Origin of the sequence: Lentzea alba (assembly GCF_011067745.1) — a bacterium.
Classification (GTDB): domain Bacteria; phylum Actinomycetota; class Actinomycetes; order Mycobacteriales; family Pseudonocardiaceae; genus Lentzea; species Lentzea alba.
Genome location: NZ_JAAMPJ010000005.1, coordinates 586,167 through 608,538, shown reverse-complemented (window position 1 = coordinate 608,538; position 22,372 = coordinate 586,167). Strand labels below are relative to the sequence as shown.

The following is a 22,372-nucleotide window of genomic DNA, read 5'->3' as shown; positions in this document are numbered from 1 at the left end:
TGTTGTGGGTTGTCAGACGCCGGAGACGAGGAAGACGACCTTGCCGCGGACCGCGCCCGACGCAGCCTGGACGTGGATCCCCGGCAGTTCGGTCAACGGCACGCGCTGGGCGACGTCGACCCGCAGGTCGCCGGAGTCGACCAGCGCCACGAGCTTCGCCAGCTGTTCGGCGTCGCTGCGGACGTAGAGGTTGATGCCGCGCACGTCGCGTTCTTCGTCGGTCGGCGCGGGCATCCAGATCGTCGTGTTGACGACGACTCCGCCAGGACGGACCACCGTCACCAGCTCGGCCAGGACCGCCGGGTCGACCGGCGCGAGGTTGAGCACGAGGTCGACCTCCTCGGTCACCGCCGAGAGCACGCTGGTGGTGGTGTGGTCGACGACCTCGTCGGCGCCGGCGGTCCGCACGGCCTCGGCACTGCGCGGGCTGGCCGTGGCGATCACGTGGGCACCGGCCTCCTTGGCCAGCTGGACGGCGTAGCCGCCGACCGGTCCGCCCGCGCCGTTGACCAGCACGCGCTGCCCGGCCTTCAGCTGACCGTGGTCGAAGAGCGCCTGGTAGGCGGTGAGGCCCACCAGCGGCAACGCGGCGGCGTCGGCCAGCGGGATGCCCTTGGGAGCCAGGGTCAGGGCGACGGCCGGTGCGATGACGTACTCGGCCGCCGCGCCGGGCTTGGTCATCGGCAGGAAGCCGACGACCTCGTCGCCGACCGCGAAGCCCTCGACGCCCTCGCCCACTGCGTCGACCGTGCCGGCGACGTCGAGGCCGGGGGTGTGCGGCAGCTCGACCGGGATCTGGCCCTGCATGACGCCCAGGCGGATGTTGCCCTCGACGGGGTTGAACGTCGTGGCCGCGACGCGGACCAGGACCTCGCCGGCTCCGGCGACGGGCTGCTCCACGTCCTCGTACCGCAGGACCTCGGGGCCGCCGAACTCGTGGAAACGCACTGCCTTCATGGCAACTCTCCTTTGTTGTTTGCTTCGAACTCGAAGCATCTGGATCTGAGAGTAGACCTGCTTCGAATTCGAAGCAAAGTGATGTGCGGCACGTCTCTGCCTGGGCTCAGCGGGGAGGGCCGAGCAGGACGTTGCCGGAGATCTCGGCGGCTTCCGCGAGCAGCGACAGCGGGATCTCGAACCCCTCGGGTCGCGGTTCGCGCAGGTCGCGACCGGCATGGCGGAACATCTTCTCCAGTCCGCCAGGAGTCGAGATGAGCAGCAGGTCGGCCTTCTCGGAGGTGATCCGGTAGCTGTGCGGAATGCGGCGAGGCAGGAAGACGATGCCGCCTTCGCGCAGTTCGTGCTCTTCGTCGCCGGCCCACACCAGCGCGGAACCGGACAGCAGGAGGAAAACCTCGTCCTCGTTGTTGTGCATGTGCCACGGCGGCGCTTCACCGAGGCCCGCGTCGAAGCGCCCGACGGTCAGCTGCCCTCCGGTCGCCTCGGCGTCGAGCAGGACGCTGAACACGCTCCCGCCGATCCATTCGAGCTGTTGCTGGTCCTCCCGCTGGGAGAGGTGGGGGATGCTCAAGGTCGTCCTCGGGGTCAGTGGGGACGGCGGCGCCGTCCTCCTGCCTGGAGACCCTGTTGTGTGCCGCTGCTCAGCTGCCACGTCCTGCGGTGCTCACCTGTGTCCAGCGCTGCTCAGGAGCGTTCCCGAGCGCTCCTTCGAATTCGAAGCAGTAGGCTGCGGCCATGGCCGACTCACCGCCGTCGCTCGACCCCGTCCAGCTCGGCGCCTACTTCGCCCTCGTCGAGGTGACCAGCCTGCTGCGCCACGCGGTCGAGCAGCAGCTGAAGGAAGCTGGTGACCTGAGCTACGTGCAGTTCCAGCTGCTGGCGCGGCTCGGGGACTCGCCGACGGGCAGCCACCGCATGACCGACCTGGCCGACGGGGTCGTCTACAGCCGCAGCGGCCTGACCTACCAAGTGGCACTGCTGGAGAAGGCGGGTCTGGTCGAACGCTCGCCGTCCGCCGACGACGAGCGGAGCGTCACGGTCACCATCACCGGTGCCGGACGCACGTTGCTCGCGGCGGTGTTGCCCGGGCACGTCGAGGTCGTCAGCGGGCTGCTCTTCGAACCGCTGTCGCGCGATGATGTTCACACCCTCGCAGAACTGCTGGCGCCGGTGCGCGACCACATGCGATCAGCGCCGCCGCGTTCGGCAGCACCTCGCCGCCGCAAGAGCTGACGTCACCTGGCCAGGAGATGTGCGACGAGTCGCTCCTTGGCCAGGGCGAGGTGGCGCCGGTAGGTGCCGTACGGCACGCCCAGCCGTCGCGCCGTCGCCTCGTGGGTGCCTGACGCCGAGATGTAGGTGGCGGTCAGGGCGTCGTGTGCTTTGACGCCGGCGGGGTCGACCCGTAGCGCGTCGAGGGCCGACGTGATGGCATCGCGCAGGTGCGCAACGGGATCGGCCGACCCTTGTGGCACCAGGTGCGACCGCAGCAGGACGCTCGTCGCGAACTCGCGGGGAGCACGCCACGTGCGCAGTGCTTCGAGCACGCCCTTCTCGAACGCCTTGCGCGGCAGGAGATCGGCCGATCTCGGGCCCCTGCCGAAGACGTGCTGCCTGAGCCCGTCGGCCTCCACCGTCACCACCTCGTGCAGCCCGGCGGCGGCGAGGTGGTGCCGCCACCGTTCGGCGTCATGGAAGACGGTGAAGGTCACCGCCCGTCCCGGGGTCCGCATCTCGGCCGCGACGATGCGCCGGCCGATGAGATCCATCAGCGGCGATGGCCGTTGGTGCCCGCCGAACTGCACCGCGAAGCGGCGGACGCCCAAGTGCTCGCCCTGGCGCAGGGGAGCGACCGCCTCGACGTGCTTCCACAGCGCCGCGATCACCGGGTCGGCGGCCAGGTCGTCGGGTGACGGCGCCTCCAGCCGCAGGACGGCCATGAACCCCAGCAGCCTGCCCGCCGAGCGGTAGACGCGAAATCCCTCCGGCTGGCGTCGGATCCAGTGCGCGACCGCGGACTCACCGGCCATGCGCAAGATGTGGGGTATGTCGGCGGAGTCGAGAGGTGTGTCCTCGACGTGGGGATGGGCCCGCCAGTCGTCCAGGTCGGGCGGGCCGGCCTGGTCGCGGAAGAGGAACATCCACTCCGCGGCGCGCTGCGGTGCGTCGTCCTCGGCAGCCCGGCGCAGCGCGCTCAAGCATGCGACCGAGATGCGCGTGCGTACTTCCTGGTAGCGCTCGGGGTCTCGCCACCGCAGATCGGCTGCGAGCGTGGATCGCACCGCGACGTGCGGATGCAGTCCTCGGGGCGTGGTCTCGACGTAGGGCTGCCGGCGCAGCCAGGAGAACACCGTCGCGGCGTCCTCGTCGCCGAGCACCGCGCGCAGCAGGTCCTCACGTGTGACATGAGCCTGCGCGAGGACGTCGAGGGCGCGTCGGTGCGCATCACTCGGCAGATCGCCCACCAGCCGTTCCACCAAGGTGGTCAGCACCTCACCGGTGGGCTCACCGGCCGCGGCGAGGGAGAGAACGAGCGGGCTGCCGCCCGCGAAGGCGACGATGGCGGCGCGGTGGTCCGGTGCGACGTTCCGTGTGGCGAGAAGGGAATCGGACTGGACGGCGTCGAGCGGTCGCAGGGCCAGTTCGGTGAACACCTGCGCCCAGCCGGGATCCAGCGTCCACTCGGCGTCGGGGGCGATCCTGCTCGCGAGCACGACGATCGCTCCCTCCCCGAGCCGCAGCAAGAAGGTGTCGCGCAACCACGGCTCAAGTTGTTGGGAGCGCTCGAAATTGTCGAAGAGGAGCACCGCACCGGGTTCGACGCACGCCAGCGCGGCGGTTTCCTCCAGGCGACGCGGATCCGTGTTCAGGAACCGCGAGTCGACCCGCACGACCTCGCGACCAGCGAGCTCCGCCTGCGCGGCGGCGTAGCGCAACAGCGAGGACTTGCCGATGCCGCCGGGACCGTGGACGTACGCCACGAGCGGAGCGTCGGCCGCCCCGGTCAGCATCCGGTCGAGCACCGACCGCTCGGAGTCCCTGCCCACCAACGCTCCTGCTCGCGCCGCGGCCAGCCGGCCCGCCAAGCCCAGGTCCACGTTGATCGACATGGGCCCCAGGATCGCCGCCTGCGGACCGGTCAGCCTGGGCCAGCTTGTCCCACCCTGACGACGGCAGGCCCGGTGGAGGCGCGGACGACCTCGTCGAGCCGTCCCGCGTCAGCCGAACCCGGTGCGGCGGTGAGTACCACCGCCTGGAGGTTGTCGCCGGGCACCTGCAGCAGCGTGCCGTCGAGCGCGATGTCACCCACGCCCGCATGTCGGAACACGGCTCGATTCCCATGATCGGCAACGGTTCTTGGTGCACGCCACAGGCTGTCGAACGAACGGCTCGTGGTCCGCAGCTCGTCCACGAGCTCGGCGAGCGGCTCGTCGGCGGGGTAGCGCAGGGACGTGCTGTGCAACCGGGCGGCGAGCGTCGCCCGGAACGCGGCCGCGTGGTCGTCATCGCGGCTGATCTCGCGGTGGGCGTGGGAGAACGTGCGCCATGCGACGTTCCAGTCCCGGGCCTGCCGGTTCGACGCTCCCGCTCCGAGCGCCATCCACGCACCGTTGACGGCGACGACGTTCCACGCCGCATCCGTCAGGAACACGGGCGTGTCAGCGAACCGCTCGAGCAACCGCATCGCACCGGACCCGGCCGCGCGCGGCACCTGCCCGTCCGCCGCGGCATACCCGGCCAGCGCGCAAAGCCGTTCGTACTCGGCCGGCCTCACGCACAACGCACGGGCGATCGCGTTCACCACGGCGGCCGAAGGGTGACGGCGGCCCTGTTCCAGCCGCCGCACGTAGTCCGCCGACACCCCGGCCAGCTCGGCGAGCTCCTCCCGCCGCACGCCACGAGCCCGCCGCCTGCCGACCGGCAACCCGATCGCGGCGGGCTCCGTGTTCTCGCGCAACCGGCGCACCTCCGCGCCGAGATCCTGCAACGCCATGACGCAAGTGTCGCTTATGGAGCAGATGCTGCGTCTCGATCGTCTTTGTGGGCGCCGCCTCGACGAGTCAGGAGCCACCGAGCCTGCGCGCTGTGCTGCTGAGGGTGTTGCCGGTGGCGTACATCCTCAGCACCTCACGTTCTCTCGGGCTGGTGCGCATCGCCACGGTTCTCTTGCACGGCGTCGCACCGGTGCTGGTCACCGTCGAGTACCTGACGCGGGGGGCCGAGACCTGCCGCGCGTCACGCCTTCGTGCTGCTGGGCTTGGTGCTCGTGGCGGGACGCCGCCGGTCCGCCCGCCGGCAGTCCGGGAACGAGCATGGTGGAGTGGGCTCCACCATCAAGAGGCCCCCTGCCTCGACTGACTCGCGGACCTGCGGTTTCTAGCTTTGTGCCATGACTTCAACGGACACCACCGCCGCACGCGCACTGGTCCTCCGCTACCCGCTGATCACGTTCTTCACGCTCGCCTTCGGCATCAGCTGGCTCGCCTGGACGCCGTACGTCCTGTCGCTGGACGGGCTCGGCGTGCTGAACTTCCGCTACCCGGACTTCCTCATCGGCAACCAGCTGACAGCGATCCTGCCCGGCGCGTACCTCGGGCCGCTGACCGCGGCGTTCACCGTCACCGCGGTCACCGAGGGGCGGGAAGGGTTGCGCCGCTGGCGCAGGCGGCTGTTCCAGTTCCGCGCCGGTGTGCGGTGGTACGCGTTCGCGCTGCTCGCGGTCCCGATCGCGATCCTGCTCGGCACGCTGGCGATGGAGGGTGCCGAGGAGGCCGTGCGGCTGCCGTCGTTGATGGTGCTGGCCGTCTACGTTCCCGCGCTCGTGGCACAGGTCCTGACGACCGGTCTCGCCGAGGAGCCCGGCTGGCGCGACTTCGCGTTGACTCGTCTGCAGAACCGGCACCACCCGCTGGTGGCGACGCTCATCCTCGGTGTCCTGTGGGCCGGCTGGCACGTGCCGCTGTTCCTCACGCCGTGGGGCGGGCCGAACGTGGGCGCCGAGACGATCGCGTTGTTCACCGTGGTGGCGTTGGAGATGAGCGTTCTGATCACGCTGGTCTACAACAAGGGACGGCAGAGCGTGCCGCTGGTCATGCTCCTGCACTGTTCCATCAACAACTTCCAGTCGCTCGTGTGGTCCGAGGTCTTCCCGGGAGACGATCCCCGCTGGCTCTGGGGTCCCGCGCTCGGCCTCGGCCTGCTCTCCGCCATCGTGATCGCCGCCACCCGCGCCAAGCTCGGCCACGGCGCCGCTGTCCGGCAGACGGTGAGGGCCGGCGAATGACCACGCACTGCGGATGCACGCCGTGACCAAGACCTGCGGCACCGGGGCAAGCCGTGGTCACCGTCAAACATCCGTCGGTGTCACCATTGCCCGCACCCCGGGTTGATCGAGAAGGAGTCACTGTGACGAACCAGCCAGGGCCGAAGGCATGGCGTTTCCTCGCCTTCGGTGTGGTCGTGGGGCTGCGGGCACTGGGCTTGCTGGTCGGGATGGCGTTGCCGCACCTGCCCCGCGTCATGGAGGCCGTCGGCCGGCTCGCCGCGAACGAACGCGACCGCGTCGGCCGATTCCTGGCCATCCCGGTCCCGGTACCCTCCACAGAGGACAGTGCCACGACCGTTCGCCGGGACGTCCGGTGGCTCGCATTGCAGGCCACCGGCGGAATTCTGGCGGGGCTGCTGCCGGTGGGGTCGGTGACCGGTGTGGCGCAGAACGTGGTGATCGCCGCGTTCTGGCCGTTCATCCCCGATGCCGCCTCCACGTTGGACATGCCGGTGCGGTCGTGGGGCGACGCGGGCCTCACGCTGGTCACGGCTGCCGCGTACGGCCTTTTGGGCGTCCTCGTGGTGCCGCCCTTGGCTCGGTGGTACGCGAAAGTCAGCGCTGCCCGGCTGGCGCCGCCGGTGCAGTCGCTCGCCGAACGCCTCGCCGAGGTCACGGCGACCCGGGCGGCCGCGTTGGAGGCGCACGGCACCGAGTTGCAGCGCATCGAACGCAGCCTGCACGACGGCACCCAGAACCGCCTTGTCGCGGTGGTGATGCAACTGGGCGCGGTGGAACGAGCCCTCTCGCGCGATCCCGCCGCGGCGTTGCCCTCGGTGCTCACCGCCCAGAACGCGGCCACCGACGCGCTCGCCGAACTGCGTCAGGTGGTGCGCAGCATCTATCCGCCGGTGCTGGCCGAACGGGGTCTTTCCGATGCGGTGGCCTCGCTGGCGGCGCAGTGCGCGATCCCGTGCACGCTCGACGAACATCCGCTGCCGCGGGCACCCGCGGCGGTCGAGGCGGCGGCTTACTTCGTCGTGGCCGAGGCGTTGACCAACGCCGTCAAGCACAGCGGGGCCGACCAGATCACCGTGAGCCTGCGTGCCGAGGACGGTGTACTCGTCGTGGAGGTCACCGACAACGGCCACGGCGGCGCCGACGACGGGCAGGGCACCGGCCTGCGCGGAATCCATCACCGGATCGCCGCGTTCGACGGCACGACCAAGATCGACAGCCCGCTGGGCGGCCCCACTGTCGTACGGGTGGTCATCCCTGCGGGAACATGAAGCGTGCGCATTGTGATCGCTGAGGACGACACCCTGCTGCGGGAAGGCCTCACGCACCTGCTCCGTGCCGAGGGCCTGGACGTCACCTCCGCCGTCGACACCCCTGACGACCTGCTGTCGGCCATCGCGACCGACCGCCCGGACGTCGCGTTGGTGGACGTGCGAATGCCACCCACGTTCCGCGACGAGGGCCTGCGAGCTGCGGTCGAGGCCCGCGCGAAGTGGCCGGGGCTCGCCGTGCTCGTGCTGTCGGCGCACGTCGAGGAGAGCTACGCGACCCAGCTGCTGGCCGACGGCAGCGGCGGCGTGGGTTATCTGCTCAAGGAACGGGTGGGCAAGGTCGCCGACTTCCTCGACGCGCTGAACCGCGTCGCCGCCGGAGGCACCGCGATGGACCCGGAGGTGGTCGCCCAGCTGCTCGTGCGCCGCCGGGCGGACGACCCGTTGCGACAGCTGACGCCACGCGAACGCGAGGTGCTCGGGCTGATGGCCGAGGGCCACTCGAACTCCACGATCGGCACCCTGCTGGTGATCAGCGACGGCGCCGTCCACAAGCACATCGGCAACATCTTCACCAAGCTCGGCCTGCCGACCACCGACGCGGGCCACCGTCGAGTGCTCGCGGTGCTCGCGTACCTGAGGAAATGACCAGACCAACACGCCCGTTGCGCACGTGGCTCGTCGGTGGCGCCGTGCTCCTCGTGCTCACCGCCGCGTTGCTGATGGTCGGCAAGAACGGGCCGGGTTCCGTCGTCATACCGGTGGTGATCGTCGCGCTGGCCGTTGCCACGACCACCTGGACGGTGATCCGCTCCCGCCGGCAGCGGCTCGCGTACGAGGCACGCCTCACCTCCTGGGCCGCGGAACAGGCCGCGCACCACGAACGGCTCCGGATCGCCAGAGAGCTGCACGACATCGTGTCTCACGGCCTCGGCGTCATCGTCGTCCGAGCCACAGCCGCGCGCCGGGTGCGCGGTGACGGGCGGGAAGCCGAACGTGACCAGGCGCTCGCCGACATAGAGCGGACGGGGCGGGAGGCCGTCGCCGAACTGCGGCGCATGCTGTCCGTGTTGCGCGACAACGGTGAACGCGCCGCGCCGCTACGACCCGCGCAGAGCCTGGCGGACATTCCCGCGGTCGTCGAAGCCGCCCGTGCCACGGGTTTGCGGCCGCGGTTGGAGATCGCCGATCTCGGTGACGTTTCCCCAGGGGTGCAGGCGACCGCGTGTGCGGTGGTGCGGGAAGCCGTGACCAACGCGGCGCGTTACGCAGGTCCGGCGGAGGTTCGGATCGGGCTTGTGCGCGAGGGGGACGTGGTGGTCGTGAGCATCGAGGATGGTGGGCCTCCTGAACACTGGCAGCCGCTGCGCGGCGCGGGTCATGGGCTGGTCGGGTTGCGGGAGCGGGTCGACGCGTTGGGTGGGGAACTGGTCGTGCACAACGGGGAAAGAGGCTTTCACGTCATCGCTCGCCTGCCGGACGGAGGACGTCGATGACCACCCGCGTGCTGCTCGTCGACGACCAGATGTTGTTGCGGCACAGCCTGGCCATCATCATCGGCGACTCCCCGGACGTGGAGGTCGTCGGTCAGGCCGAAGACGGTGAGCAGGCGCTGGCCAGGGCCCGGGAACTGCGCCCGGACGTCGTGCTGATGGACATCCGGATGCCCGGCCAGGACGGCATCACCACCACCCGGGAGATCACCGCGACACCGGAGCTCGCGGGCACGAAGGTGCTGGTGCTGACCATGTTCGAGCTCGACGAGTACGTCTACGAGGCGTTGCGGGCCGGTGCGAGCGGCTTTCTGCTCAAGGACACCGAGCCGGACGACCTGATCGACGCCGTCCGGCGCACACATGCGGGCGAATCCCTTTTCGCACCAACGGTTCTCACGCACCTGGTCGAGCACTACCTGGCCACGCCACGGCATCGCGCCGCGCAGCCGAACGGGTTGACGCAGCGCGAGGTCGAGATCCTGACCCTCGTCGGCCGCGGCCTGTCCAACACCGAGATCGCCGACGTGCTGGTCATCTCGATCAAGACGGTCAAGTCGCACGTGGGCAGGCTGCTCAGCAAGCTGTCGGCCCGCGACCGCGCACAGCTCGTGATCTCCGCGTACGACATGGGTCTTGTGGTGCCGCACTCCTGATCAGGCGTCCCTGCGACGGAACGCGGTCGTGGACACGGCCACCGCCAGCACGACCCACGCGAGCACGACCGCGGCACCGGTGAGCGGGCTCAACGCGCCGAGCCGGCCCGTCGCACCGGGGAACCACATGCGGTAGCCGGCGGTGTCCGGCAGGTAGGTCGCGAAGTCCGTCCGGTCGCGCAGCAACGGCCCGGCGATGAAGTAGTGGACGAGCAGCCCGGCCAGCGCGGGAATCGTGCGCCGCACGATGGCGGCGACCGCGGCGGACAGCAGCGTGGTGAGCGTCAGGTAGCCCGCGGCTCCACCGATGCCCCGCAACGCTTCGGTGAGCGAAGCCTGGTCTCCCACCACGACACCGGCGACGACGATGCTCGCGAGCACGGTGATCACGGCCGCGAGCAGCGCGAACTGCGCGAGCGAGACCAGCTTGGCGAGGTGCTGGGTGGTCCGGCGCGGCATCGCGGTGAGCGTCGTGCGGAGCTGGCCGCCGCTGTACTCGGACGTCACCGCGACCACGCCCAGGATGATGAACCCCACCTGGGTGTAGCCGACCGGAGCGAGTCCGGCGTCCAGCACGGTCGTGCCGCCCGGTCTGCCCGCCGCACCGAAGGCGATCGCGAGCATCGCCGACGCCACCAGCGTGCCCAGCGCGGTCAGGTGCGTGGCGGGCAGGCTCCACAGCTTCGTCGTCTCGGCGTGGATCCAGCGCCGAGTGTCGTGGCTCATGCGTCCCTCCGGCGGAAAGTCGCGAACCCGGCGACGAGCAGCGCGACGACCCACGCCGCCATCACAGCGCCACCTGCGACGGGGGAGAGGCGAACCGGCAGGTCGACCTCGGTGATGAACATGCGGATGCCCGCCATGTCCGGGAAGTAGACCGCGAGCGTCGTGATCTTCGCGAGCAGGAACGTGACGGTGACGACCGACGTGTTCAGGATCAGCAACGCCAGCGGGATGATTCCGTTGCGGGTCAACAAGGTCATGCCGAACGCCAGCAATGCGGTGAGCACCCAGTAGACGACTGCGCCGAACATGCGCGAAAGGCCGGCCGCCTGGCCGATGAGCAGCAACGTGATCACCGCGGCCACCACCGCCAACGCGGTCGCGACGGTGGTCACCGCCGCGATCTTCGCGAGCAGGAAACGGGTTCTGGACGGCACGACGGTGAGGCTCGTGGTGATCTGGCGCCCGTTGTCCTCGCCGTCCACGAAGTACTCGCTGCTCGCCGCGACGACGCCGAGGACGATCACGCCGACGACCCCGAACGCGAGTTCCTGGAAGCCGGCGTCGACGCTCGTGGACCTGGCGTTGATGATCGCGACGCCCGCCGGGACCACCACCCCGACCAGGCAGGCGGCCCACACCGACGGCAGCGACGCGAGCTTGCTCAGCTCGCCGCGGTAGGCGCTCAGTGCCCGCACCGCCCTCACCGCCCGGACCCGCTGGTGAGCGCGAAGAACGCGTCCTCCAGGTTCCGCCGCGCTCCGGTGATCTCGGCGAGCGTGCCCTGTGCGACGACGCGACCGCGGTTGATGATCACCACGTCGTCGACCGTCTCGGACAGCTCGCCCATGAGATGGCTGGACAGCAGGACCGTGTGACCGGCCGCCGCCCGTTCCCGCAGGAACGTCCTGATCCAGCGGATGCCTTCCGGGTCGAGTCCGTTGATCGGCTCGTCGAGCACCAACGCCTCCGGGTCGCCGAGCAGCGCGGCGGCGAGAGCGAGCCGCCTGCCCATGCCGAGCGAGTAGCCGCCCACGCGCTTGCGGGCCGCGCCGGACAGCTCGACCAGTTCCAGCACCTCGTCCACCCTGCGTCGAGGGATGCCGCCCGCCGCCGCGACCCAGTTCAGGTGCGCGCGGCCGGTGCGGGAGCGGTGCGCGCCGGAACCGTCGAGCACGGCGCCGACCTTGGCGAGCGGGTCGCGCAACGCGGCGAACCTGACGCCGTCGACCAGCGCGGTGCCCGAGGTGGGGTGGTCGAGTCCGAGCAGGATCCGCAGGGTCGAGGACTTTCCCGCGCCGTTGGGGCCGAGGAACCCGGTCACCCGGCCTCGGCGCGCTTCGAAACTGACGTCGGAGAGGATCAGCGCTGACCCCCGCCGCTTGGTGAGCCGGTCGATCTTGAGCATCTGGGCTTCTTCCGGTTGGGCGCTTCGCGTCACCTCGCAGTCAATTGCGTCGCCCGCTCTGTCCACATCGGGCTCTGGCCCGAACCTCGCGGTCGTGGTGCGGGCCGCGGTCTGTCAGACCTGGGTCTGACTTCGCGGAAATCGGCATTGACTCCGCCGCCGGTGGGACGATCGACGCCATGGACCCGAGGCCGCTGACCCAGCGAGAGCGAAGAGTGCTCGACGCGCTGCTGAGCGTCGATTTCGACGGCGTCGAGAACCTGCGGTGCCAAGCGCAGGACGTGGTTGTGGTCGGTGCGTGTGGATGCGGCTGCCCGTCCATCGACTTCCAGCACGGTCGTGGCCTCGGAATGGCGATACGTGTCAACGCGGCCGTCCTGGAGTCCTACGACGGCCTGTTCCTCTACGTGATCGAGGACTCTCAGCGCGGGGAGGTGCTTGGTGGCGTTGAGTGGGTCGGTGTCGGGGAGACGGATCCTGATGAGCTGCCATCACCCGACGTGCTCGACATCCAGCCCGTTTGATTCGCGGGCACGTCTGAATCGCGGCTTTTCGCCGCTATCAGGTGAGCGTCCCATGACGCTTTGGTGAATTCTTGGTGGCGCAGTTCATCTCCCGTTCAGGGCTGCTCATTTCCGACAACTGTGACGGCTGTCACGTGTCAGCGAAATGTCAGCGGCGGTTCTTACGTTGACCGCGCAGTCGCTTGACCTGCGCTGATCGTGGAACTGGGGGACTCGAATGCCTCGTCTTGCGGACACGATCCTCGGCGACTTGATTCGACCTCGTGAACGTGTGATCGACGCCTGACATTCATCGGCAAAAGGGATTAATCGTGCTTCTCGACGTTGCCAAGAAAATCGGTATCACCGTCGCCACCATTGCGGGTGCGAGCGTCCTCCTCGCCTCGCCCGCGTCGGCCGCTCAGCAGTGCGGCGACCTGCAGGGCCCGGAGGGCGGCAACCTGCCGCTGTGCAAGTCGTGGGTGTGGGACGGCAACGACTACGACGGCAAGTGGTGGACCAACGGGCCGTCGGCGCTGCCGTCGCACACCTACCTGCAGCGCCGTGAGGACGGGGTCGTGAAGACCTCGAACTACTCGGGCAGCTACAGCGACGTCAGCAAGATCTCGTTCCGCCTCTGCGACAGCCTCACCCGCCGCTGCTCCGGCTGGTGGTGACGACCCGGAACCCCGCGGCACGCGCCGCGGGGTTCCGGGCAGACAGAGAGTTCATCGGAGTGTTCGTGTCCATTCGAGGAGATCGCGTGCGCACACGCAAGGCTGGCATCTTCGGCTTCTTCTTGTTGCCCAGCGGTTTCGCGAAGGTCGTCGCAGGCGGCCTCGCGGTCCTCATGGTGGTGACGACGACGACCGGTGACTCGGTCATAGGCGGGCAGGAGAACGCGTACGCGGCCCTGCACGGACCTGGGCAGGTCTGGGGCTCGGCCGATGGTGCGGGAAGACATTTCGAGGGCAGACCGGCGAACCGGACGCTGCCTGCGAGCGTGCGGAGTCGTTACCCCAAGCAGACCTGGGATCAGCAGGTCGACAACACGGTCACCGAGGCTGAGCCGCCGGCCCGTGAGGTCAAGGGCTTCGACGAGAAGGTCAGCGCGGAACAGCCGGCGCGTCGCTCGGAGTACGAGCGGGTGTACAGCAACCCCGATGGCACGGAGACGACCGAGTTCTCCGCCTCCAGGCTCAACTACCGCGGCAAGGACGGCGCTTGGACGCCGATCGACCCGAACCTGGTGGAGGATCAGGGCAACGGGTGGCGAAACGCGGCGGACGAAGTGGGTCTGCGCTTCGCGAAGAAGGCCGACGCGGCCGATCTGGTCACGCTGACGGTCGACAACGATCATTCCGTTTCGTACGCACTGGCCGGTGCCGCGGCGGCCACGCCCAAGGTCGACGGCGCCACGATCGTGTACCCGCAGGTCGCGCCCAAAGTTGATCTCAAACTCGAATCCAGGCCTGGCGGGGTCAAGGAAACTCTGGTGCTGGCGGGGCCCGACGCACCGACTAGTTTCACGTTCCCCTTGCGGCTCAAGGGACTGACGCCGCAGATCGACAACGGCCAGGTCGTCTTCTCCGACGAGAAGGGCACGCCGCGCGCGGTCATCCCGCCCGGTGACATGGTGGACGCCAAGGGGGCGGTGTCGAAGGGCGTGTCGTACCGGCTGGTGCAGGGCGCTCTCGAACTCACCGCCGACGCGGCCTGGCTGAAGGATCCGAGCCGGGCGTTCCCGGTCGCGGTCGACCCCACCGTCTCACTGCCGGTCGGCAGCGGGTCGGCGGACGCCAGCATGACCGCGGGGCCGGCCGGTTCCGGTGAGCTCGCGATCGGGACGAACGCCAACGCGTACATCAAGTTCGGCGATCTGGTGAACCGGTTGCAGTACCACACGATCTTCGGTGCTCAGCTGTGGATGGTGAACTTCGAGGCCGAGTCCTGCGAGCCGCGTCAGGTCAGCGTGCACCCGGTCACCGAGAACTGGTCGTCGGGTTCAGGGACCTATCCGGGACCTGCGGTCGGTGGTGCGCTGGCCAGCAAGTCGTTCGCGCACGGCTACATCGCCTTCGGGCAGTCCTCGTCGGCCTGCCCTCGCGCCGGCGAGCTGTTCAACCTCGGCGGCGCCGGCCGCGATCTGGTGCAGCGCTGGGTGAACGGCGAGCAGTCCAACTTCGGACTGTCGATCCGCGGCGCCGGCGCCAAGAAGTTCACCGATCGCGGCACCGCGAACCCGCCGAAGCTCTACGTCACGCACAGCCCGTACAACGCGACCTACAAGCTGACCGACCCGCGGCCGAACCCGCCCGTGCTGCAGAACCAGAACGGCAAGGTCAAGATCCAGGTCACCAACAAGAGCGCCGCCGCGTGGGCTCCGGCTGACTACTACCTGGCTTACCGCGCGTACAAGGCCGACGGCACCGCCTTCGGGCAGCAGCGTGCGGCGAGTCTGACCACGACGGTGCAGCGCAACGGCAAGGTCACCCTCGACGCGACCATCAAGGCGATGCCGCCCGGCAAGTACTTCCTCGACTTCACCATGGTCAAGACCGGTGGGCCGGTGTTCACCGACCACCAGGTCCCGCCCGGCCGGATCGTCCTGCAGGTCTTCGACATCCCGCCGGTGTTGCAGGAACTGTTCCCGCCCAACGGATACCAGGCGCCGACGCTGACCCCGCAGCTGTGGGCCAGAGCGCTGGACGTCGACGCACCGCCGAGCTCGTCGCTGCAGTTCAAGTTCGAGATCTGCGAACGTGACGCGGCCGGCAAGCCGGTCAACTGCACGAACTCCGGCTACGGGACCAAGACGGCCTGGCCCGTCCCGTCCGGCACGCTCAGCTGGACCAAGGCGTACCTGTGGCGCGCGTTCGTGAAGGACGCCACGACCGAGGTGCCGTCGCCGTACTCGGTTCTGCTCGCGAACGTGCCGCAGCCGGAGATCACCGCCCGCGTGTCCTCCTCGCCGAACGGCATGCAGGAGCAGGACTTCGACCCGCAGACCGGCAACTACACCACCTCCGCGGTCGACGCCACGGTGGGCACGGCCGGGCCGCCGTTGTCGGTGGCCAGGACGTACAACAGCATCGACCCGCGCCGGGACGGTCTGTTCGGTGCCGGCTGGACCAGCGTCTACGACATGAAGATCGTGCCGGACGACGACGGCTCCGGCAGCGTGGTCGTGACCTACCCGGACGGGCAGACCGTCCGATTCGGTCGCAACGCCAACGGAACGTACGTCGCGCCGGGCGGCCGGACGGCCTCGCTGACGCAGGACACCACGTCGTGGAAGCTGCTGGACAAGTCCGGCACGACCTACCAGTTCGCGCTGACCGGCAAGCTGTCGAAGATCACCGACATCTCCAACCGGTCGATCGTGCTGACCTACCTCGACGGCAAGCTCCGCAAGGCGCAGGTCGCCAACAGCCAGACCAACACCGCCGGGCGTTCGCTCACCTTCACCTGGACCGGCAACCACGTCACCAAACTCGACACCGACCCGGTCGACGGCGCCGCGTTGAGCTGGTCCTACAGCTACACCGGCGATCTGCTCACCAAGGTGTGCGGTCCGACACCGGGCTGCACGAACTACGAGTACAGCGCCGGTTCGCACTACCGCAGCGCGGTGCTCGACTCGCGGCCGGAGTCGTACTGGCGGCTGGGCGAGGACGAGGGCACCGCGGCCGCCAGCGAGGTCGCGGTCAACCTGGGCAAGGACACCGGCACCTACAAGAACGTCACCCTGGGCGCCGCCGGCCAGTTCGCCGGCACGACCGACACCGCCACGTCCTTCAACGGCACGACGTCCGCTGTCGACCTGCCCAAGGGCACGGTGAAGAAGAGCAGGGACGGCGCGATCGAGCTGTGGTTCAAGAACTCGATCACCGGCTCTGGCGGACCGCTGATCGGCTACCAGGACAAGGCGCTGGGCTCGGCGAGCACGACCGGTGTCCCGGTGCTGTACGTCGGCAGGGACGGCAAGCTGCGCGGCCAGTTCGGGACCGGCTCGATCAACCCGATCACCTCGTCGACCCCGGTCAACGAGGTGGGGAAGTGGCACCACGTGGTGCTGTCGTCGATGGGTTCCACCCAGACGCTGTACCTGGACGGTGTGAAGATCGGCGAGCTGACCGGCAAGACGATCGACCACACCTTGCTGACGTTCAACCAGATCGGCGCCGCCTACGCGAGCACACCCGGCTCGTGGCCCGAGTGGGGCACGACGGCGCAGCGGTCCTACGACGGTCTGATCGACGAGGTCGCGATCTACTCCGGCCCGCTCGGCGCGGCCTCGGTCATGGCCCACTACAAGGCCGCGACCACCCAGGCCGACTTGCTGAGCAAGGTCACCCTGCCCAGCGGCCGGGTCGACGCCCTCGCCACCTACGACGTGGGCCGTGACCGCGTCAAGCAGTACACCGACAACAACGGCGGGGTGTGGAAGGTCGGCGCCCCAACGGTTTACGGCGGCGACACCGACCTGCGCCGCAGCGTCGAGGTGCTCGATCCCGGCAACCGCACCAGCCTGTACGAGTTCGACGCGATCAGCGGTCAGCTGCTGCGCCTCGGTCAGCCGCTGGGCATGGAGGCCCGGCCGGAGGACAAGCCGGGCGAGCCCACCGAGACCCCGCCGGACCCCGTGCGGCAGTGCACCCAGCCGGACGCCAACGACCCGGCGTTCTGCACCGTCATCCCCGACGACTCCGGCGGTCCCGTGTTCGTCCGGTACGGAGTGGACGGTGTCAGCATCCGCACGTTCGAGTACAACGACGACGGCGTGCTCACCACGGTCCGGGACGAGAACGGCAACCCGACCACGATGACGTACGACGCCCGCGGCAACGTCACCTCGACGAAGACCTGCCGGGACACCGACGCCAACCAGTGCCAGACGTCCTACAAGTCCTACCCAGCAACGGTCACGAACCTCTACGACCCGCGCAACAACCTGCCGACCGAGAGCAGGGACGCGCGTTCGACGAGCGCGACCGACAGCACCTACCGGACGCAGTACGCGTACCACTCGAGCGGTCAGCTCGCGACGCAGACGACCCCGGACGGCGCGCAGACCTCGTACAAGTACACGACGGGCAGCGAAGGCGCGGTCGGCGGCGGAACTCAGCCCGCCGGGCTCGTCGACTCGGTCACCAATGCCCGCGGCAAGATCACCAAGTACAACTACTTCGCCAACGGCGACCTGGCGAGGGTGACCGAGCCGTCCGGCCGCTCGACCGAGTACACCTACGACCCGGTCGGCCGGATGATCTCCAAGAAGGACATCTCCGACAGCTTCCCGGCCGGTGTGGGGACCACCTACACCTACGACGGCATGTCCCGGTTGCGCACGACGACGATGCCGGCCACCACGAACGCGGTCACGAACGTCAAGCACCAGAAGCGGATCACCAGCACCTACGACCCGGACGGCATCGTCGTCTCGGTCGAGGAGGCCGACGCACTGGGCAACGACCAGGCCCGCACCACGTCGTCGACCCTCGACGACCGCGGCCGTGCGATCACGACCACGGACCCGGAAGGCGGCAAGACCACCTTCGACTACGACGCCTTCGGCAACGTCACGTCCACCACGGACCCGAACGGCAACCGGTACGACTACGCCTACACCGCCCGCAACACGCTTGCCGAGGTCCGGCTGCGGGACTGGCGCAGCGACCCGGAAGGCACCCCGGCCCCGGCCACCGGTGACCACCTGGTGCTCAAGGCGTTCAGCTACGACTTCGCCGGGCGGCTCGCCAGCGAGACCGACGCGATGGGACGACGCACGGAGTTCACGTACTTCGACGACGGCCTGCTCGCCAAGGCCGTGCTCAAGAAGTTCCGCAACCCCGACGGCACCACCCGCGACTTCGTCCTGGAGGACAACACCTACGACGCTGCCGGAAACCCGACCAAGCAGGTCAGGAACAACGGCAAGACGGTCAAGGCCAGCACCTACGACAGGCTGGGCCGGGCACTGACGTCCACAACGGACCCGAACGGCCTCATGCGCGGCACGTCGTTCACCTATGACACCAACGGAAACGTCAAGACCGTCACGACCACCGGCAAGCCGTCGAACGTCCCCTGGGTCACCGGCAACAACCAGGAACAGGTGTCCTACGACTACGACGACGCCGACAACCTCGTCCAGCAGACCGTGACCGGCGGCACCACCTCCCGGGTCACCAAGACCCGCTACGACCAGCGCGCGCTGCCGACGTCCACGATCTCCCCTCGCGGCAACGTCACCGGGGCCGACCCGAACGCGTTCACCGCACGGCTGGTCCACGACGAGATCGGTCAGCTCGTCACGTCGACCGCGGCACCGCTGTCGGTGGAGAGCGGCGGCCAGCCGGCGAGCACGGCCACGCCGACGGCGACGACCGGGTACAACACGTTCGGCGAGATCACCGACTACAAGGACGAGCTCGGCAACATCTCCCGCACGACCTACGACCGCAACGGCCGGACGACGAGTTCCGCCAAGCCGTCCTACCGGGCACCCGGTGCGACGCAGGCCGTCACGCCGACGACCTTCACCAAGTACGACGGCAACAGCAACGTCGTCGAGGTCAAGGACCCGCGCGGCAACATCACGCGGAGCACCTACGACCAGCTGAACCGGGTCGCGAAGGTCGACGTACCCGCGTCGACCAACGACGAGCGGGCCGCCACGACGTTCGGCTACACCCGCTCCGGGCAGATCGTGTCCACTGTGGACGGCACGGGGATCCGGACCGAGGCCACCTACGACGACCTCGACCGCCAGGTGACTGCCACCTCGATCGAGCGCACCCCGGTCGCGGGCGCGTTCACCAGCAGGGTCGTCTTCGACGACGCCGGCAACGTGGTCAGCGAGATCTCGCCGAAGCAGTCGACGACCACCTACACCTTCGACACGCTCGACCAGTTGACCAAGTCCGTCGACCCGAACGGCGTGCAGGTTCAGTACGGCTACGACTTCGCCGGGCACACCGTCCGCGCTGTCGACGCACAGGGCCGCACGTCCCAGGCGACCTACGACCTGTTCGGTCAGAAGACCGCGGACAACGCGCTGAAGGCCGACGGATCGACGTTGAGGAGCACGACGTACGGCTACGACCCGGCCGGGAACCTGATCACCGTCACGGACCCGAACCAGACCGTGCGGACCTACACCTACAACTCGGCCAACCAGCTGATCAACCAGGTCGAACCGGTGGCCGACGGCAAGTCGATCACCAGCTCGTACGGCGTGGACGCGGCCGGCAACCGGACTCGGTACACCGATGGCCGAGGCAACTCCACGATCACCACGTACAACACCCTCGGCTTGCCCGAGTCCACGATCGATCCGTCGACCACCGCACATCCCGGCGCCGCGGACCGGACCTGGACGACCGGCTACGACGAGAACGGCAACGCCGTCCAGCTGACCGCGCCGGGAGGCGTTGTCACCAAACGGGACTACGACGCGGCGAACCGGCCCAAGGCGGAAACCGGTACGGGTGCCGAAGCTGAGACTGCGGCGACGACGTACGGCTACGACCTGTCCAACCGGCTCAGGTCGGTGAGCGCGGTGGGCGGCACGAACACCTACACCTACGACGACCGCGGGCACCTTCTCACCACGGCAGGTCCCGGTGGCGTCGCGGAGTACCGGTACGACGAGGAAGGCAGCGTCGTCAGCCGCAAGGACGCCGCCGGAACCGCGGCGTACGCCTACGACAAGGGACGGCTGGACACCGTGGCCGACGGCCTCACCGGTACGAGCCAGAAGTTCGGTTACGACAACACCGGAGCGGTCAAGACGATCGACTTCGGCGCGAGCCGCAAGCGCACCCTCGGCTACGACGACTTCGGCAGGCTGAGCTCGGACGTCCTGACGAACTCCGCCAACGCCACGGTCGCCTCGACGACGTACGGGTACAACCTCACCGACACGATCGCCAGCCGGACCACGACGGGTGTCGCGGGCGCCGGAACCACGACCTACGACTACGACAAGGGACTTCGCCTCAAGAGCAGCACGGCCGGCGGAGTGACCACCGGCTACGAGTGGGACGACGCCGGCAACCGGACCAAGATCGGGTCGAAGGTGTCCACCTTCGACGAGCGGAACCGGCTTCTGTCCGACGGAGACAGCACCTACGCGTACTCGCCAAGAGGAACGTTGCGGTCGAAGACAACCGGGTCGCAGACCCAGCAGTTCGGCTTCGACGCGCTCGACCGGATGATCACCAACGGGGCGCAGAACTACGCCTACGACGGCTTCGACCGAGTAGCCACCCGCAACGGCACGACCTTCACCTACGCGGGCCAGAACGACGAGGTCGTGTCGGACGGCACCGAGACGTTCGCCCGTGGTCCGGGTGACGAACTGCTGGCGACCAGCCGCGGTGCCACCGAGCGACTGTCCCTTTCGGACTTGCGCGGCGATGTGGTCGGCGGTTTCGACCCGGCGGACGACACGCTCGGCGCGCTGCCGGACTCGACCACCTACGACCCGTTCGGCAAGGTGGCCGCGAAGAACGGGAACACCGGCGCGCTCGGTTACCAGGGCGACTGGACCGACCAGGCGACCGGTCAGGTCGACATGGGCGCACGCTGGTACGACCCCGGCACGGGCGGATTCGTCTCCCGGGACGACGTCGACACCAGCGGTGGATCGGCGGTCAACGCCAACCGCTATGGCTACGGCGCCGGGAATCCGGTGACCAACGTGGATCCCACCGGTCATTCCTGTGCTACCCCGACCAAGGCCCGGCCGTGCCCGCCCACCGTTCGGCCCAGGGGCGGGAAGGGCCGAGGCCCGAGGTCCAGCAGTCCCTTGGGGCTCGCGGTGAGGGTGTTCTTGGATGTGCTGGCGCCGACGCCGGCGGGGGGCCGCGGCGACAGTTGTACGAGTTTGTACGGCGTGACGTGCGACAAGGCGTTCCAGAAACGGCCGTCGACGAAAGAACTGTTCTGCGACACGCATTCCTGGACCGTCCAATGTGGTGGTGGCGGCGACTCTCCGTGGGCCAGGGCGCTTCCGGACGTGGAAACCGGCCCTGACACCGACGGCGACGGTGATGTCGACGCGGGGGACGACGCCGAGGCTCGTGCCGAGGCCGCCAGGATCGCGGCGTACCTGCGGGCCAAGGCGATCTCCGACAAGGCGCGTGCCGACAACGCCCACGCGGCCAAGCACACGCCGATCGCGGTAGATCCGGGGGCGACCAAGCCGATCCTGCTGACGCCCCAACAGGTGTCGTCCACACCGAAGGCACCGGCAGTGAAGGTCGGGACGGCGCGGGACGTCGTGAACGACACACGGACCGACGCGGACGAGATCTACCAGAAGGCGCTGAAGCGTGCCGGTCGGTTCCTGCACACCGTGTCGTCGGCGTCCCGGGCTGTCGTGGTGACGATCGAGGGCACCCAGGAACGGCAGCGGCTGATCCCCGACCAGCACCAGCGGGACCGGCGGGACTGCCGCCAGGCGCTGCCGACGCCGAACTACATGCCGGTGGACGCAGATCACGGCAACCGGGCGACCGGTGTCGAGGCGTGTGTCACCAAGAAGCACGGCGAGAACAAGGCAAAGCGTGGTCCGGGTTACAAGTGGACCCAGGACTACGTATCGCAGAACTACGGCGTGACGGCGTCCAAGACGATCAACTCGTGTCATCTTCTCGCGGCTGTGCTCGGAGGTGCGGGGAACAGGAGCGAGAACGTCGCGACCTGCAGCCGGGCCGCGAACACCTTCGTCAGGGGCGACGGCCGGGTCGAGGACAACATGCGGGCGTTCGAAAAGCGCGCGGCCGACGCGGTCGAAGACGGCCAGATCGTCTACTACAAGGTGGTTCCGCAGTACGCGGGCGACCGCACGGTTCCGGTGGCGTTCGAGATGACCGCCGAGGGCTTCTACAAGGACGGCCGTCCCGGCGGGATCAACCGGCACGAGGTCGTGCCCAACGTCCTCTACAACCCACGAGCTCCTGGGGGGAACTCCCTTGGCATGCCCAACCTCGGGCTGCTCAACGACAGCCAGGGAAATCCCGCGCCGATCAAGAACACAAAGTAGAGAGAGTGACGCCGTGTTCA

The 22,372-nt window shown here is 68.9% G+C and carries 17 protein-coding genes; 9 read left to right on the top strand and 8 right to left on the bottom strand.

The genetic code is table 11. The features are described 5' to 3' along the window. Positions 1-12: 12 nt before the first annotated feature. Positions 13-957: an NADP-dependent oxidoreductase gene (locus G7043_RS21970; protein WP_166048142.1), complete on the bottom strand. Its 945-nt coding sequence runs from the start codon at positions 955-957 to the stop codon at positions 13-15. 106 nt (positions 958-1,063) lie between these two features. Continuing rightward, positions 1,064-1,531, bottom strand: a complete 468-nt coding sequence (locus G7043_RS21965) for a cupin domain-containing protein (protein ID WP_166048140.1) — start codon at positions 1,529-1,531, stop codon at positions 1,064-1,066. A gap of 164 nt (positions 1,532-1,695) precedes the next feature. Between G7043_RS21965 and G7043_RS21960 the strand changes: the two genes are divergently transcribed. After that, on the top strand, positions 1,696-2,193 hold the full coding sequence (locus tag G7043_RS21960) for a MarR family winged helix-turn-helix transcriptional regulator (protein WP_166048138.1): 498 nt from the start codon (positions 1,696-1,698) through the stop codon (positions 2,191-2,193). A 2-nt stretch (positions 2,194-2,195) separates the two neighbouring features. Here G7043_RS21960 and G7043_RS21955 read toward each other — a convergent pair whose 3' ends face one another. The 3 genes from G7043_RS21955 to G7043_RS49445 form a co-directional block, all read right to left on the bottom strand. Next, complete coding sequence (locus G7043_RS21955) at positions 2,196-4,070, bottom strand: ATP-binding protein (RefSeq protein ID WP_242642481.1); 1,875 nt, start codon at positions 4,068-4,070, stop codon at positions 2,196-2,198. Positions 4,071-4,099: 29 nt separating this feature from the next. After that, a complete protein-coding gene (locus G7043_RS21950) occupies positions 4,100-4,954 on the bottom strand; it encodes a helix-turn-helix domain-containing protein (protein ID WP_166048136.1) in 855 nt (284 codons plus the stop codon). 67 nt (positions 4,955-5,021) lie between these two features. Further along, positions 5,022-5,156: a hypothetical protein gene (locus G7043_RS49445; protein WP_278185807.1), complete on the bottom strand. Its 135-nt coding sequence runs from the start codon at positions 5,154-5,156 to the stop codon at positions 5,022-5,024. 194 nt (positions 5,157-5,350) lie between these two features. On the opposite strand from G7043_RS49445, the gene G7043_RS21945 reads away from it, so the two are divergent. From G7043_RS21945 to G7043_RS21925, 5 genes are all read left to right on the top strand, one after another. Then, a complete protein-coding gene (locus G7043_RS21945) occupies positions 5,351-6,244 on the top strand; it encodes a CPBP family intramembrane glutamic endopeptidase (RefSeq protein WP_166048135.1) in 894 nt (297 codons plus the stop codon). Positions 6,245-6,366: 122 nt separating this feature from the next. Next, a complete protein-coding gene (locus G7043_RS21940) occupies positions 6,367-7,515 on the top strand; it encodes a sensor histidine kinase (RefSeq protein ID WP_166048132.1) in 1,149 nt (382 codons plus the stop codon). 3 nt (positions 7,516-7,518) lie between these two features. Further along, on the top strand, positions 7,519-8,163 hold the full coding sequence (locus tag G7043_RS21935) for a response regulator (protein ID WP_166048130.1): 645 nt from the start codon (positions 7,519-7,521) through the stop codon (positions 8,161-8,163). Continuing rightward, positions 8,160-9,011: a sensor histidine kinase gene (locus G7043_RS21930; RefSeq protein WP_166048128.1), complete on the top strand. Its 852-nt coding sequence runs from the start codon at positions 8,160-8,162 to the stop codon at positions 9,009-9,011. Before G7043_RS21935 ends, G7043_RS21930 begins: the two co-directional genes overlap by 4 nt. Then, on the top strand, positions 9,008-9,664 hold the full coding sequence (locus G7043_RS21925; RefSeq protein ID WP_166048126.1) for a response regulator transcription factor: 657 nt from the start codon (positions 9,008-9,010) through the stop codon (positions 9,662-9,664). The genes G7043_RS21930 and G7043_RS21925 overlap by 4 nt, the downstream gene beginning before the upstream one ends. Here G7043_RS21925 and G7043_RS21920 read toward each other — a convergent pair whose 3' ends face one another. From G7043_RS21920 to G7043_RS21910, 3 genes are read right to left on the bottom strand one after another with little or no spacing between them, the layout of a single operon-like run. Further along, positions 9,665-10,390 (bottom strand): hypothetical protein, encoded by a 726-nt coding sequence (locus G7043_RS21920; protein ID WP_166048124.1) that lies wholly within the window; start codon positions 10,388-10,390, stop codon positions 9,665-9,667. Next, positions 10,387-11,085: an ABC transporter permease gene (locus G7043_RS21915; RefSeq protein ID WP_313888013.1), complete on the bottom strand. Its 699-nt coding sequence runs from the start codon at positions 11,083-11,085 to the stop codon at positions 10,387-10,389. Before G7043_RS21915 ends, G7043_RS21920 begins: the two co-directional genes overlap by 4 nt. Before the next feature lie 5 nt (positions 11,086-11,090). After that, entirely contained in the window at positions 11,091-11,795 is a 705-nt protein-coding gene (locus G7043_RS21910) for an ABC transporter ATP-binding protein (RefSeq protein ID WP_166048123.1), read from the bottom strand. 179 nt (positions 11,796-11,974) lie between these two features. On the opposite strand from G7043_RS21910, the gene G7043_RS21905 reads away from it, so the two are divergent. From G7043_RS21905 to G7043_RS21895, 3 genes are all read left to right on the top strand, one after another. Further along, positions 11,975-12,319 (top strand): hypothetical protein, encoded by a 345-nt coding sequence (locus G7043_RS21905; protein ID WP_166048121.1) that lies wholly within the window; start codon positions 11,975-11,977, stop codon positions 12,317-12,319. A 311-nt stretch (positions 12,320-12,630) separates the two neighbouring features. Continuing rightward, entirely contained in the window at positions 12,631-12,975 is a 345-nt protein-coding gene (locus tag G7043_RS21900; protein ID WP_166048119.1) for a hypothetical protein, read from the top strand. Between the two features lie 86 nt (positions 12,976-13,061). Then, a complete protein-coding gene (locus G7043_RS21895; protein ID WP_166048117.1) occupies positions 13,062-22,352 on the top strand; it encodes an RHS repeat-associated core domain-containing protein in 9,291 nt (3,096 codons plus the stop codon). Positions 22,353-22,372: the final 20 nt, after the last annotated feature.